At 71.0% G+C, this 14,264-nt stretch carries 12 protein-coding genes and 1 pseudogene; 11 read left to right on the top strand and 2 right to left on the bottom strand.

What is annotated here, in order from left to right; translation table 11 throughout:
* The first annotated feature begins 2 nt into the window (after positions 1-2).
* The 11 genes from OG395_RS09180 to OG395_RS09230 are packed head-to-tail and all read left to right on the top strand — an operon-like array spanning position 3 to position 11,684.
* A complete protein-coding gene (locus OG395_RS09180; protein ID WP_327242437.1) occupies positions 3-1,274 on the top strand; it encodes a glycosyltransferase in 1,272 nt (423 codons plus the stop codon).
* Entirely contained in the window at positions 1,275-2,510 is a 1,236-nt protein-coding gene (locus OG395_RS09185) for a class I SAM-dependent methyltransferase (protein WP_327242438.1), read from the top strand. It begins immediately after the preceding gene.
* The gene (locus tag OG395_RS09190) at positions 2,507-3,334 is read left to right on the top strand and encodes a glucose-1-phosphate cytidylyltransferase (protein ID WP_327242439.1); all 828 of its coding nucleotides are present in this window, start codon (positions 2,507-2,509) and stop codon (positions 3,332-3,334) included. Before OG395_RS09185 ends, OG395_RS09190 begins: the two co-directional genes overlap by 4 nt.
* A complete protein-coding gene (locus OG395_RS09195; RefSeq protein ID WP_327242440.1) occupies positions 3,331-3,978 on the top strand; it encodes a PIG-L deacetylase family protein in 648 nt (215 codons plus the stop codon). The genes OG395_RS09190 and OG395_RS09195 overlap by 4 nt, the downstream gene beginning before the upstream one ends.
* Positions 3,979-3,981: 3 nt before the next feature.
* A complete protein-coding gene (locus tag OG395_RS09200) occupies positions 3,982-5,007 on the top strand; it encodes an NAD-dependent epimerase/dehydratase family protein (RefSeq protein ID WP_327242441.1) in 1,026 nt (341 codons plus the stop codon).
* Positions 4,995-6,278, top strand: coding sequence for a DUF4910 domain-containing protein (locus OG395_RS09205; RefSeq protein WP_327249287.1), 1,284 nt, complete (start codon positions 4,995-4,997; stop codon positions 6,276-6,278). Before OG395_RS09200 ends, OG395_RS09205 begins: the two co-directional genes overlap by 13 nt.
* 5 nt (positions 6,279-6,283) lie before the next feature.
* The gene (locus OG395_RS09210; RefSeq protein ID WP_327242442.1) at positions 6,284-7,573 is read left to right on the top strand and encodes a hypothetical protein; all 1,290 of its coding nucleotides are present in this window, start codon (positions 6,284-6,286) and stop codon (positions 7,571-7,573) included.
* On the top strand, positions 7,570-8,517 hold the full coding sequence (locus OG395_RS09215; protein ID WP_266977941.1) for a glycosyltransferase family 2 protein: 948 nt from the start codon (positions 7,570-7,572) through the stop codon (positions 8,515-8,517). Before OG395_RS09210 ends, OG395_RS09215 begins: the two co-directional genes overlap by 4 nt.
* Positions 8,514-9,755: a polysaccharide pyruvyl transferase family protein gene (locus OG395_RS09220; protein WP_327242443.1), complete on the top strand. Its 1,242-nt coding sequence runs from the start codon at positions 8,514-8,516 to the stop codon at positions 9,753-9,755. Before OG395_RS09215 ends, OG395_RS09220 begins: the two co-directional genes overlap by 4 nt.
* Positions 9,752-10,303, top strand: a complete 552-nt coding sequence (gene rfbC / locus OG395_RS09225; protein ID WP_327242444.1) for a dTDP-4-dehydrorhamnose 3,5-epimerase — start codon at positions 9,752-9,754, stop codon at positions 10,301-10,303. The genes OG395_RS09220 and rfbC overlap by 4 nt, the downstream gene beginning before the upstream one ends.
* Before the next feature lie 7 nt (positions 10,304-10,310).
* On the top strand, positions 10,311-11,684 hold the full coding sequence (locus tag OG395_RS09230) for a glutamate-1-semialdehyde 2,1-aminomutase (protein WP_327242445.1): 1,374 nt from the start codon (positions 10,311-10,313) through the stop codon (positions 11,682-11,684).
* A gap of 12 nt (positions 11,685-11,696) precedes the next feature.
* Here the strand turns inward: OG395_RS09230 and OG395_RS09235 are convergent, their stop codons facing one another.
* Together OG395_RS09235 and OG395_RS09240 are read right to left on the bottom strand one after the other, a co-directional pair.
* A complete protein-coding gene (locus tag OG395_RS09235; protein WP_327242446.1) occupies positions 11,697-12,353 on the bottom strand; it encodes a phosphatase PAP2 family protein in 657 nt (218 codons plus the stop codon).
* A 1,692-nt stretch (positions 12,354-14,045) separates the two neighbouring features.
* A pseudogene (locus OG395_RS09240) lies at positions 14,046-14,252 on the bottom strand (DUF5655 domain-containing protein); the annotation flags it as partial.
* Between the last annotated feature and the right edge of the window lie 12 nt (positions 14,253-14,264).

The following is a 14,264-nucleotide window of genomic DNA, read 5'->3' on the forward strand; positions in this document are numbered from 1 at the left end:
GCATGCACGTCCTCGTGGTGCACAACCGCTACGCCTCGGCGCAGCCGAGCGGGGAGAACAAGGTCGTCGACCAGGAGGTGGCACTGCTGCGCGGGGCCGGCCACCGGGTCGAAGTGTTCGAGCGGCGCAGCGACGACATCGCTGCCCGATCCCTGCTGAGCAAGGTCGCGGTACCGCTGCTGGTGCCGTGGAACCCGGCGGTCCGCGCGGAGCTCGCCGCCCGGCTTCGCACCGAGCGGCCGGACGTGGTGCACGTCCACAACGTCTTCCCGCTCCTGTCGCCGGCGGTGCTGGCCGCCTGCGCCGACGCCGGTGTGCCCGCCGTCGCCACGCTGCACAACTACACCCAGGTCTGCCCGCCCGGCACGCTGCAGCGGGACGGCCGGCCGTGCACCGAGTGCGTCGGGTCCGCTCCGCTGCCGGCCGTCCGGCACGGCTGCTACCGGAGCTCCCGGCTGGCTACGGTGCCGCTCGCGGTCAGCCTGTCGGTCAACCGACGGCGGTGGTGGTCCGGCGTGGAGCGGTTCTTCTGCATCTCCGCGGCGCAGCGCGACGTCCTGGTGCGGGCCGGCATGCCGGCCGAGCGGCTGGCGGTGAAGCACAACTTCGTGCCCGAACCGGGCGCCCGCCGAGATGGCGATGGCGAGCATCTGCTCTATCTCGGCCGGCTCGCGGAGGCCAAGGGCGTGCGGCTGCTCATGGCCGCGTGGGACGAGATCGCCGTCGGCGGCGGTGTGGGCGTGCCGCTCGTGGTCGCCGGCGCGGGGCCGCTGGAGCGAGAGGTGACCGCCTGGGCGGCGGGCCGGGACGACGTGCGGTACGTCGGCCTGTACGACCAGGCGGAGTGCCGGCAGGCCATCGCGCGGTCGATCGCCGTGGTGGCTCCCTCCACGTGGCTGGAGGCGTTCGGCCTGGTGGTCGTGGAGGCGATGGCGGCGGGGGTCCCGGCCGTCGCCGCCGGTCACGGCGCCTTCGTCGAACTCGTCGAGGACGGGGTGACCGGGCTGCTGCACCGGCCGGGCGAGCCCGCCTCGCTCGCGTCCTGCCTGCGCCGGATCACGGCCGAGACGGCCCGCAACCGGGAGATGGGCCAGGCGGCCCGGCGCCGTTACGAGCAGCACTTCAGTCCGACCGTCGGGCTGGAGCGCCTGGTGGAGGGATACCGCACCGCGATCGCGGGTCGGTCCGGCGGCGGGGACAGCGCGCCGCCGGTAGGGAACGGAAACGCTGGCTCGCGGCGGGGCACCCGCCGCGAGCAGAGATGGGGGCAGTAAATGACACGATGCCGACTCTGCAGCTCGGCGGCGATGGGGAGCGTCGTCGATCTGGGGACGACCCCGCCGTGTGAAAGCTTTCTCGCCGCGGACCAACTGGACCTGCCGGAGCCGGCGTACCCGCTGCATCTGCGGGTCTGCACCGACTGCTGGCTCGCGCAGATCCCTCCGCTGATCACGCCGGAGGAGACGTTCACGCAGTACGCCTACTTCTCCTCCTACTCGACCTCCTGGGTGGAGCACGCGCGCACGTTCGTCGCCGACGCCGTACAGCGGCTGGGTCTCGGCCCCGACGCCTTCGTGGTCGAGGTCGCGAGCAACGACGGGTACCTGTTGAGGCATGTGGTGGACCGCGGGATCCGCTGCCTCGGCATCGAGCCGTCGGTGAACGTCGGGTCCGCGGCGCGGGACGCGGGTGTGCCCACGCTCACGGAGTTCCTGGACCCGGAAACCGGCGCCAACGTCCGCGCCGAGCACGGCCCGGCGGACCTGGTCGTGGCCAACAACGTGTACGCGCACATCCCCGACGTGGTCGGGTTCACCCGGGGGCTGCGCGCCCTGGTCGCCGACGACGGCTGGATCTCCATCGAGGTGCAGCACCTGCTGACCCTGATCGAGGAGAACCAGTACGACACGATCTACCACGAGCACTTCCAGTACTACACGGTCGCGTCCGCGATCCGGGCGCTGGCGAGCGGCGGACTCGCGCTCGTGGACGTCGAGTTGCTGCCCACGCACGGCGGATCCATCCGGCTGTGGGCCCGGCCGGCCGAGGTGGCCGGCGAGCCGACCCGTCGGGTGGCCGACGTGCTGAACCGGGAGAAGGCCGCCGGGCTGCAGGAGCTGTCCGGGTACACCGAGTTCTCCGCTCGGGTGGCCAAGGTGCGCCGGGACCTCCTGCGGTTCCTCATCGAGGCGGCCGAGCGCGGCGAGACGGTCGTCGGCTACGGCGCCCCGGGCAAGGGCAACACCCTGCTCAACCACTGCGGCATCCGGCCCGACCTGCTCCCGTACACGGTCGACCGCAACCCCTACAAGCACGGCAGGTTCACCCCGGGCACCCGCATCCCGATCCTGCCGCCCGAGCAGATCAGCACCGACAAACCCGACTACGTCCTCGTCCTCCCGTGGAACCTGCGGGCCGAGCTGGTCGAGCAGCTGTCCTTCGTGCACGAGTGGGGCGGCCGGCTGGTCTTTCCCATCCCGGAACTGAGCATTGTCGAGGTCAAGCCATGAAGGTCGTTCTGTTCTGCGGCGGTTACGGGCTGCGTATGCGCAACGGAGCCTCCGACGACACGCCCAAGCCGATGGCGATGGTCGGCCCGCGGCCGCTGATCTGGCACGTCATGCGCTACTACGCACACTTCGGGCACACGGAGTTCATTCTGTGTCTGGGGTACGGGGCTCACCACATCAAGAACTTCTTCCTCAACTACGAGGAGACGACGTCCAACGACTTCGTGCTGCGGGGCGGGCGGACCGAGCTGCTGTCCACCGACATCGCCAACTGGACGATCACGTTCGCGCAGACCGGCATCGAGTCACCGATCGGCGAGCGGCTGCGCCGGGTGCGGCACCACCTGGACGGCGACGAGATGTTCCTCGCCAACTACGCCGACGTGCTCACCGATGCCCCGCTGCCGGAGATGATCGACCGGTTCGCCCGGCGCGACGCCGGTGCGTCGATGATGGTGGTGCCGCCGCAGTCCTCGTTCCATTGCGTGGAACTGGGCGAGGAAGGCCTGGTGGGAGGCATCACCGCGGTGAGTGACATGCCGCTGTGGGAGAACGGCGGCTACTTCGTGCTCCGTCAGGAGGTCTTCGACCACATCCCGGAGAACGGGGACCTGGTCGCTGACGGCTGCGCCCAACTGGCGAAGCGCGGACGGCTGGTGGCGCACCAGCACCGCGGCTTCTGGAAGCCGACCGACACCGTGAAGGAGCGGGCCGCGCTCGACGCTGCCTACGCCCAAGGCGACCGCCCGTGGACCGTGTGGGAACCGGACGGCGCGGGGGCGAGCGCGACCGGCAGCAGGCACGGTGCCGGAGCGAGGGCGTGATCCGGCTCGGGGCCGGGCGCCTGGACAGGATCGTCGCGGTGGGCGCGCACTGCGACGACATCGCCATCGGTGCCGGCGGCACGCTGCTGACGATGTGCCTCGCGCGGCCGGGTATCCGCGTCGACGCGCTGGTGCTCTCCGGCGGTGGCAGCGAGCGGGAGCAGGAGGAGCAGGCCGCGCTCGCCGCCTTCTGCCCGGGCGCCGACCTGCGGCTGACCGTGCACAAGCTGCCGGACGGCCGGCTGCCCGCGCGCTGGGACGAGGCCAAGGCCGCGGTCGAGGAGCTGCGCGCGGAGACAGAGCCGGATCTCGTGCTGGCCCCGCGCACCGATGACGCGCACCAGGATCACCGCGGTCTGGCGAAGCTGATGACCACCGCGTTCCGCGACCACCTGGTGCTCGGCTACGAGATCGTCAAGTGGGACGGCGACCTCGGCCGTCCGGCGGCGTACCAGCCGCTGTCGCCGGAGATCGCCGAACAAAAGGTGCGGCTGCTGCAGGAGCACTACCCCTCGCAGCAGCACCGGCCCTGGTACGACCGGGAAGCCTTCCTCGGGCTGGCCCGGATCCGTGGTATCGAAAGCAACGCGCGCTACGCCGAGGCGTTCGCCGTCACCAAACTCACTCTCGACCTGGAGGAATGAACCTTGCGCGTACTGCTGACCGGGCACCAGGGCTACCTGGGAACCGTGATGGCCCCGGTCCTCACGGCCGCCGGGCACGAGGTCGTCGGGCTGGACGCCGGCCTGTTCGCCGACTGCGTGCTGGGCCCGCCGCCCGCGGACCCGCCGGGGCCGCGGGCGGACCTGCGCGACGTCACGGCCGAACACGTGGCCGGGGTGGACGCCGTGATCCACCTGGCCGCCCTGTCCAACGACCCGCTGGGATCGCTGGCGCCGGAACTCACCTACGACATCAACCACCACGCGTCCGTACGGCTGGCCCGGCTGGCCCGCGACGCCGGAGTGCGGCGCTTCCTGTACGCGTCGACCTGCTCGGTCTACGGCGCCGCCGGCGGCGACGACCTGGTGGCCGAGGACGCCCCGCTGCGCCCAGTGACACCGTACGCGGAGTCCAAGGTGCGGGTGGAGGACGACCTGCACGCGCTCTGCGACGGCGACTTCAGCCCGGTGTTCATGCGCAACGCCACCGCCTTCGGCTACTCACCCCGGCTGCGCGCCGACATCGTGCTGAACAACCTGGTGGGCCACGCGCTCCTGTCCGGCGAGGTGCTGGTGCTTTCCGACGGCACCCCCTGGCGCCCGCTGGTGCACGCCGCCGACATCGCACGGGCCTTCGCGGCCGCGCTGGTCGCGCCGCGGGAATCGGTGCACGACCGGGCGTTCAACATCGGCAGCGAGATCAACAACGTCACGGTCGCCGAGATCGCCGAGCAGGTCGCCGAGGCGGTATCCGGCTCGAAGGTGGTGATCACCGGGGAGACCGGTGCCGATCCGCGGTCGTACCGGGTGGACTTCTCCCGGTTCCGCGCCGCGGTGCCCGGCTTCGACTGCGAGTGGACGGTGAAGCAGGGCGCGCTCGAACTCGCCGACAACTACCGGAAATACGGGATGACCCGGGAAGACTTCGAGCGACGCTTCACCCGGCTGGCCGTGCTGCGCGCGGCGTCCGACGCCGGCGCCGTCGACGACACCCTGCGCTGGCGCCGATGACCGCGGCCGGTGAAGAGATGCACGCGCTGGTGGAGCGGTTGTACCCGCTGTGCCGGAGCATCACCGGCGACGGTGTGCGCGCCACCCTGGAGATCGTCGGCGAGTACGTCCCGCTGCAGGTGCACGAGGTGCCGACCGGGACGCAAGTGCTCGACTGGACGGTGCCGCAGGAGTGGAACATCCGGGACGCGTACGTCGCCGACACCGCGGGCAATCGGGTCGTCGACTTCGCCGTGTCCAGCCTGCACGTGCTCGGCTACAGCGTGCCGGTGTCGGCGACCATGCCGCTGGCCGAGCTTCGCGCGCACCTGCACACCCTGCCGGACCACCCGGCCTGGGTGCCGTACCGCACCAGCTACTACAAGCCGGAATGGGGGTTCTGCCTGGCCCAGGAGACCTTGGACGCGCTGCCGGACGGCGAGTACGAGGTGCGCATCGACTCCACGTTCGCGGACGGCCACCTCACCTACGCCGAGCACGTGGTCCCCGGGCAGGTCACCGACGAGGTGATCGTCTCCTGCCACGTCTGCCACCCGTCGCTGGCCAACGACAACCTGGCCGGCATCGCGGTGGCGACGTTCCTGGCCCGGGCGCTGGCGCAGGAAGCGCCGTACTACACCTACCGGTTCATCTACGCGCCCGGCACCATCGGGGCGATCACCTGGCTAGCCCGCAACGCGGAGCGGGTGGAACGGGTCAAGCACGGCCTTGTGCTGGCCTGCGCCGGCGACCCGGGCCAACTGACGTACAAACAGAGCAGACGCGGCGACGCGGAGATCGACCGGGTGATGCGGCACGTGCTTGCCGCCTCCGAGCGCCCGCACCGCGTCGCCGAGTTCACTCCGTACGGCTACGACGAGCGGCAGTTCTGCTCGCCCGGGTTCGATCTCGGCGTGGGCTCACTCAGCCGGACCCCGTACGCCGGGTACCCCGAGTACCACACCTCGGCGGACAACCTGGACTTCGTCTCCCCGGAGGCGATGGCGGACACTCTCGCCGTCTGCCGCGAGGCATTCGCCGTCCTTGACCGCAACCGGCAGTACGTCAACCTCAGCCCCTACGGCGAGCCACAGCTGGGCCGTCGCGGGTTGTACGACTCGCTCGGCGGCCGCAGCGACGCGAAGCAGGCCCAGATGGCCATGCTCTGGGTGCTCAGCCTCTCCGACGGCGAGCACAGTCTGCTGGACGTCGCCGAGCGGTCCGGGCTGCCGTTCGATACCGTCGCCGCCGCGGCCGGCGCCCTGCACGGCGCCGGGCTGATCAAGGGATGACGCCGATGACCATCGAGGCGGAGAAGGCGACGGCATCGGCCCGATCCGCCAGGCGGGCCCTCGTCGGTCGGCTGTCCTGGGGACTGGCCGACCAGGCGGCCTCCAGCGTGAGCAACTTCGTGGTGGGCATCTACGTGGCCCGCTCGCTGGGGGTGACCGCGTTCGGCGTGTTCAGCCTCGCCTGGGTGACGTACGGCGTGGTGCTCAACGTCTCCCGCGGGCTGGCCACCGATCCGCTCGTGGTGCGCTTCAGCGGCGTTCCGGACGCGTCCTGGCGCGGGGCGGTGGCCCGGTCGACGGGTACCGCACTCGGCATCGGTGCGGCCCTCGGCGCGGCGTGTCTGGTGGCCGGGCTCGGCCTAGGCGGCCGCGTGGGGCCCACGTTCGCCGCCCTTGGTGTCATGTTGCCGGGGCTACTGCTCCAGGACGCCTGGCGGTTCTCGTTCTTCGCCGCCGGCGCCGGGCGGAAGGCGTTCGTCAACGACGTCGTGTGGGGTGTCGCGCTCGTCCCGGCCATAGTGGTGGCGGTTCGTGTGGGCAGCGTGGCCGCTTTCGTGCTCGCCTGGGGCGCGTCCGCCACGGTGGCGGCGGGGTACGGCTACATCCAGTCCGGCATCCGGCCCCGGATGACCGAGGCGCGCGGGTGGCTTCGCGAGCAGCGCGATCTCGGCTACCGGTACCTGGTCGAGAACGTCAGCCTCAGTGGCGCGAGCCAGCTGCGGGCGTACGGGCTCGGCGCGATCGTCGGGATCGGCGCGGTGGGTGCGGTGCGGGGCGCCGAGCTCCTGCTCGGCCCGTTTCTGGCGGTGCTCATGGGGCTTTCGCTGGTCACGGTCCCGGAGGCGGCACGGGTGCTACGGCAGGCCCCGCACCGGCTCGGCACGTTCTGCATCCTGCTGGGCGGGGGGCAGGCCGCCGGCGCGCTGCTCTGGGGCGCGGCGCTGCTGCTGATGCCTGGCCGGCTCGGCGAGCTGGTGCTCGGCGGCGTCTGGCACTCCGCCTCGGAGCTCATCGTGCCGGTCACCCTCGGCGTCGCGGGCACGGGCCTCGGCACCGGCGCGGCGGCCGGGCTGCGCGCGCTCGGCACGGCCCGGCGCAGCCTGCGCTGCCAGTTATTCGCCTCCGCCTGCTATGTCAGCGGCGGGCTCGGCGGGGCGGCCGCCGCCGGCACGGTCGGCTCGGCTTGGGGGGTCGCCGCCGCGACCGTCAGCGGCTCGGCCGTGTGGTGGCTGCAACTGCGGTCCGCCCTGCGCGAGCGCCACCGCAATCCCATCCCCGAAGTGAGGACCTCATGACTGCCCAACCCAGGCTGAGCATCGGCCTGCCCGTGTACAACGGCGAGGAGTACTTGGCCGAGTCGCTCGACGCCCTGCTCGGCCAGACCTACGAGGACTTCGAGCTGGTCATCTCCGACAACGCCTCGACCGACGGGACCCAGGAGATCTGCCGCAAGTACGCCGCGCGGGACTCGCGCATCCGGTACCTCCGGCTGCCCCGGAACATCGGCGCCACGCCGAACCACAACCATGTGTTCGCCGAGTCCCGCGGCGAGCTGTTCAAGTGGGCCTCGCACGACGACCTGTACGGCCGGGACCTGCTGCGGCGCTGCGTCCAGGCGCTGGACGAGCGGCCAGACATGATCCTCGCACACACCGGCCAGGCGGTCATCGACTGCGACGGCCAGGTGAGGGTCCCCTACGAGTACGGGCTCGCCACCGCCTCGCCGCACGCGCCGGAGCGCTTCCGCAGTCTGTTGTTCGAGCCGGGTGGCGACGACTTCTACGGGGTGATGCGGGCCGACGTGCTGCGCCGGGTGAAGCCGATGGACAGCTACCACCACGCGGACCGCACGTTCGTCGCCGAGATCGGCCTGCACGGGCCCTTCCACCAGGTGCCGGAACTGCTGTACTTCCGCCGCGACCATCCCACCCGCGCTGAGCGGGCGAACCCGTCCAAGCGCTCCCGGTGCGTCAACCTGGACCCGCGCCGGGCGGGCCCGCTGCATCCGACGCCCCGGCTGCTCGCCGAGTACGTCTGGGGCTTCGTCGCGGCGATCCGGCGGGCGCCGTTGTCCCCGGCCGACCGGCGCGCGTGCTACCGCCGCCTGGCCGCATGGATGACCAGCCGGGTCCGGCCCGGCGCCGGCGAGCGGGTCGAGGACCGCGCCCCGGTCTCCCCGGACCGGCTCACCGTCTCCGTCGACGCCCTCGTCGCCGGCCGTGAGGGGAGGCAGGCATGACGCCCGCGAACGAAACCCCGGTGCGCGTCGGGGTGTTCGGTCTGCTCGGCTCCGGCAACCTCGGCAACGACGGATCGCTCGACGCCGTGCTCGGGTACCTCCGCGCCGAACACCCGGAGGTGGTCGTGGACGCGCTGTGCGGCGGACCCGAGGCCGTGACGACCCGGTTCGGGATCCCCGCGACGCGGCTGCACTGGTACCGCGGGGAGTACCGGACCGCGTCGCGTGCGAGCGCGATCGCGGCGAAGGGGCTGGGCAAACTCGTCGATGTCTTCCGCACCGCTGCCTGGGTGCGCCGGCACGACGTGGTGATCGTCCCGGGCATGGGCGTCCTGGAGGCCACGCTGCCGCTGCGGCCGTGGGGCTTCCCGTACTCGCTGTTCCTGCTCTGCGCGAGCGGCCGACTGCTGCGCACCCGGGTGGCGCTGGTCAGCGTAGGTGCCGCGACGATCGGCAACCGGCCAACCCGGGCCCTGGTGCGCTGGTCGGCGCGGCTGGCCGCATACCGGTCGTACCGGGACGCGCAGTCTCGCGACGCGATGCGGGCGATGGGCGTGGACACCGCGCGCGACGAGGTCTACCCGGACCTCGCGTTCGCCCTGCCGACGCCGCGGGCGAGCGCACCCTCGGACCCGTCGGCCCCGCCGGGCCCGGTCTGCGTCGGCGTTATGGACTTCCACGGCGGCAACGACGATCGCGCTCGGGCCTATGAGATATACCGGCGCTACCTCGACGGGACGATCCGCTTCGTCCGCGCGCTGGTCGAGGAGGGCAGGGCTGTCCGGCTGCTCACCGGTGACGAGTGCGACGCGTCGGTGGTCGCCGCGATCCTCGACGCTGTGGACTCGCCGCTGGTCACCGCTGCCGAGCCGTCCTCACTGGCCGACCTGATGAAGGAGATGGCGGCTGCCGACACCGTGGTGGCGATCCGATACCACAACCTGATCTGCGCTCTGAAGACCGGTACGCCGGTGCTCGCTCTCTGCTATGCAGCGAAGAGCGACGCGCTCATGGCGGAGATGGGCCTTGGCGCGTACTGCCACCCGGCGCGCGAGGTCGACGCCGACCGGCTGCTCGAGCAGTTCCGTGCGCTGGAGAAGCGTTCGGCCGAGCTGCGGCAGACCCTCACCGAGCGGAACCTGGCCGCCGCCCGGCGACTCGAGAACCAGTTCAACTCCTTGACCGCGGCCCTGTTCCCTGCGGCCGACCACGCCCACACCTTGCGGAAGGCTCCATGAAGGCGACCAAAGTCCCGGAGATCACCGGCGCGTACCTGTTCGAGCCGACGCCGTACGCCGACGAGCGCGGCTTCTTCTGCCGCACCTTCGACGCCGACGTGGTCCGCTCGGTGGGCCTCGACCCGGACGCCTTCGTTCAGGACAGCCTGTCCCGCTCGGTCCGGGGCGTGCTGCGCGGCCTGCACCTGCGCTCCGGCGCCGGCGAGGCCAAGCTGGTGCGGTGCTCGTACGGGAGGATCTTCGACGTCGTCGTGGATCTGCGGACAGACTCGCCGACATACCGCAGCCGGGCCTTCTTCGAGCTGTCCGACGAGACGCAGGTGACCCTGTACATCCCGGCGGGGTGCGCGCACGGCTTCCAGGCTCTGACCGAAACCGCCGACGTCTCGTACCGGATCGACCGCCCGCACGATCCGGCCGAGGACGTGACGATCGCCTTCGACGACCCGGAGCTCGCCATTCCCTGGCCGCTACCGGTCACATCGATGTCCCAGCGGGACCGGGAGGCGCCGAGCCTCGCCGGAGCCCTGCAGCAAAAAGAGAGTTGAGGTTGGCGTGGACACCAAAGGCACCGAAGAGTTCCTCCTGCCCCGGTCGCGGATGGCGAACGAGCGGCTGCACGCCATGATCCCCGGGGGCGCGCACACCTACGCCAAGGGCGACGACCAGTACCCCGAGAACCTGGCCCCGGTCATCAGCCACGGCCGCGGTGCCCACGTGTGGGACATCGACGACAACCGCTACGTCGAGTACGGCTCCGGCCTGCGGTCGGTCAGCCTCGGCCACGCCCACCCACGCGTGATCGAGGCGGTGCGGCGGGAACTCGACCGCGGTAGCAACTTCGTCCGGCCGTCCATCGTGGAGGTCAAGGCCGCGGAACGCTTCCTGGCCACGGTGCCGACCGCCGAGATGGTGAAGTTCGCGAAGAACGGCTCCGACGTCACCACCGCCGCGGTGCGACTCGCCCGCGCCGTCACCGGGCGCCCGCGGGTGGCCATCTGCGGCAACCATCCGTTCTTCTCCGTCGACGACTGGTTCATCGGCACCACGCCGATGTCCGCCGGTATTCCGGCGGCGACCACCGAACTCACCGTGGCGTTCCCTTACGGGGACCTGACCGCCACGGAGGAGCTGCTCACCCGGTACCAGGACGAGGTCGCCTGTCTGATCCTCGAACCTGCCGGTCACACCGAGCCTTCCCCAAGCTCTCAACTTCGTTCGAGCAGGGGAGACCCCACTCCCGGGTACCTCGCCGGCCTGCGCGAGCTGGCCGACCGGCACGGCTGCGTACTGATCTTCGATGAGATGATCACCGGCCTGCGCTGGTCCGAGGCAGGCGCCCAGGGCCTGTACGGCGTCGTCCCCGACCTCTCCACGTTCGGCAAGGCACTGGGCAACGGGTTCGCCATCTCCGCGCTGGCCGGGCGCCGCGATCTGATGGAGCGGGGCGGGCTGCGTCACTCCGGCGACCGGGTGTTCCTGCTGTCCACCACGCACGGTGCGGAAACGCACTCGCTGGCCGCCGCGATGGCCGTGCTCACCACCTACGTCGAAGAGGGCGTCACCGCGCGGCTCCACACCCTCGGCGAGCGGTTGGCCGCCGGTGTCCGCGACGCCGCGGCCGGCATGGGCGTCGGCGACCACATCGTCGTCCGAGGCCGGGCCAGCAACCTGGTCTTCGCCACCCTCGACGAGAACCGGCAGCCGTCGCAGCAGTACCGCACCCTGTTCCTGCGCGGGCTCCTCGCGGGCGGGGTGCTGGCCCCGTCGTTCGTGGTGAGCAGCGCGCTCAGCGACGCCGACATCGATCACACCGTCGACGTGGTGGCCCAGGCATGTGCGGTGTACCGGAAGGCACTGGACGCCGCAGACCCCACCCCCTGGCTGGCCGGACGACCGGTGAAGCCCGTATTCCGCCGCCTGGCGTGACGTGACGTGACGTCAGCGACGCTCCCGCCGAACGGCGTCGGCCATCCCATCGACCAGCCGGTCAGCCATCCGGTCGACCAGCCACGCGGTCGCCGGAATCACCGCCAGCGCGGTGCACCAGCCGCCGAGGACGTCGGTCGGGTAGTGCGCGCCCAGGGCGACCAGCGCCCAGCCCATGGCGGCGCCGGCAACCAGCGCCGCGGCGAGGACGAGTAACGTGCCGGCCGTCCTGCCGAGGCCGAGCAGGCCGCTCGCGAGCAGCGCCACCACGAGGGCGAGCGCGGTGAGGAAGGCGGTGTGCCCGCTCGGGTAGGACAGATTGTCGCCGTGGATGGTGCGTCCCACCAGGTGCTTCAGCAGCGTCGCCGCCCCCACGGCCATGGCGATGCCGGCAACGATGAGCACCGCTGCGCGAGGACGCCGAAGCAGCAGGCAGCCCGTCACGGTGGCCACGACCAGCGTCGCCGCTCCCACGGGCTCCCCCAAGAAGTCCATGGCCAGGGCGATGTTCCGCCACGGCGACCGCACACCGTCCACCGCCGACTGGATCCACACGTCCACGCTGCCGGGCTCGCTGTGGCCGGCGTACAGGACCCCGAGCACGACGACCACCAGCGCGGCGAGGGCCGCGATCAGCCCGAGCCACGCGCGCAGCGATGGGGGCAGCACCGCGGGCGCCGGCCGTCCGGTCGACCTGCGGTGGTTTGCCGTGATCGGTGGATGGTGTTCCGGGTCTTGACTTCTTGAGGCAAGGTGAAGGTGCGGCCCTTCATCGGACCGGTGGGCAGCCATGAATCAGCGCCTTCCTGTTTCCGACCGCGCCCCACGACGGCGGGGCGTTGTTCCCGGACGACTCCGGAGACCGTAAGTCCGGGCACGCCACGGCCTATGTGTCCCCCTCAGTACCCCGGCTCCCGCGGGCAGGTCCGAAACGGCACGGTCGCGACCACCACCGCCCGGGCCGAGGAGCGCGTGCACTACCCGCCGCACACCATCCGACAGATGCGATGCACCTGCCCCCGTCGGGACCTACGCCATGTCGCCCCCGCCGCTACCGCGATGCCGCGCCCACGAGAACTGACAATACAATGCGGCCGCGGCAAACCGCCGTTGGACAGTCCGCGGGTCAACACTCCGCGAATTTTGGTTCCGGATCGATTTTCCGTACCGGAGCCACGAAGTGTCGCCGAAACCGCGATCGTGATACGTCGTGGATGACGCCTTCCTGCAGGACTCCGGCTGCGCAGCGGCCGCTGTCTTGGCTTCAGGGACGCTACGAAACGGGATGCGGCCAACGTCGTCTGGCCTCGACTCCACGAACCTTCCCTCTCCAAGCCCGCGCAAGGCGAACGTCCTTGACTTCTTCCTGCCAGCGGTGCACTGCGCTCACCTCCGGGCGCCGAGACTCCACCGATTCCGGTTTACCCGCAGCGTCATGAGAGCGTCAAGAATCGTGAACAAACCCCGCCACCGACGCCGTCCCCATCGTGGGTCTGACCGCGAATCCCCAGGTCGGAACGGGTTCTCGGGCCGAACTGGCCGCTCGATCGCATGTCTCGATCGCATGTACGGAGGGAAACAGGTCGCACGACTACCACACGTCGCGAAACCGCAGGTCAGGCACCCTTGTTCGCAGGTTCCAGGATGGCCACGCACTCCACGTGCGAGGTCATTGATCGACCATCACGGCGTCCCACTCCCCCTCGAGCTCACTCAACGGGCCGCAGCCGCTGTCTGCCAGCGTCCGCGTCTCATCGCGCCGCCTCCTCCCTCAACCGTTGTCAGAGGTATGGGCAAGATCAGCCCACCGAACAACGCTGTACAACGACAAGGGGGCGTCTTGGACGACGATGTCATCCTGCGAGGACCGCTCGGGGAGATGGCGGTAGCCGAAGCCGCCCCGGCGGGGTTGGCCCCGGCGGACCTCTATGTGGGAGCGATCAGCTGGTGGTCCACAGCCGTCTCCCCCGCGGTTTCGATCGTCTCCTGGCCCAGCGCCCCGCTGACGGTCTGGATGTCACACGTACATGACGACGCGTCTGACGGGTCCCGGCTTGTCGATGTCCTGCGCCGCCACCTCGGAGGCCCTGCTCCGCTGGCGACCCATCACAACGTCACGAACGGCAAGGTGTACAGCGCAGCGGTTCATTCCACCCGCCGGGCGGAGAACGCTGGTACGGGCACCTCCGCGCTTCTGCTGACCGGCTCTCCGTTCACGACCGGTCCCGGCAGTTCCTGGAGGAGTCCCCTCCTGGAACTCCTTACGCGCACGGCGTGGGACGGTCGGCGCTTCATCCCCACCCGGGGCTTCAGGCGCTACCGAGCCGCCGGGCGAACCGCTCCCCCGTATGTCGGCGCCCTGCGGACCAGGTCGATCGACCGCCGGTGCTCGCGCACGGCATGCACGTCGTAGCGCGTGAAGTCGCCGGCGATGCAGATCAGGCGAGGGCCGCTCCACAGGACCTGGGACGCGGCCGTCACCCCGAGCCGGTCGCGGACAAGGTGCTCGAACTCGGCACGGTGGTCCATCAGCCAGGCCAGGTAGAACAGGGCCTGATTTATGACACCTTCTCTGAACTC

This window comes from Streptomyces sp. NBC_01320 (assembly GCF_035974375.1).
Classification (GTDB): Bacteria; Actinomycetota; Actinomycetes; order Streptomycetales; family Streptomycetaceae; genus Streptomyces; species Streptomyces yanii.

Excerpts from the sequence above, each read along its gene's own strand:
- OG395_RS09180 (WP_327242437.1), top strand. The coding sequence starts at position 3 with ATGCACGTCCTCGTGGTGCACAACCGCTACGCCTCGGCGCAGCCGAGC.
- OG395_RS09185 (WP_327242438.1), top strand. The coding sequence starts at position 1,275 with ATGACACGATGCCGACTCTGCAGCTCGGCGGCGATGGGGAGCGTCGTC.
- OG395_RS09190 (WP_327242439.1), top strand. The coding sequence starts at position 2,507 with ATGAAGGTCGTTCTGTTCTGCGGCGGTTACGGGCTGCGTATGCGCAAC.
- OG395_RS09210 (WP_327242442.1), top strand. The coding sequence starts at position 6,284 with ATGACCATCGAGGCGGAGAAGGCGACGGCATCGGCCCGATCCGCCAGG.
- OG395_RS09215 (WP_266977941.1), top strand. The coding sequence starts at position 7,570 with ATGACTGCCCAACCCAGGCTGAGCATCGGCCTGCCCGTGTACAACGGC.
- OG395_RS09220 (WP_327242443.1), top strand. The coding sequence starts at position 8,514 with ATGACGCCCGCGAACGAAACCCCGGTGCGCGTCGGGGTGTTCGGTCTG.
- rfbC (WP_327242444.1), top strand. The coding sequence starts at position 9,752 with ATGAAGGCGACCAAAGTCCCGGAGATCACCGGCGCGTACCTGTTCGAG.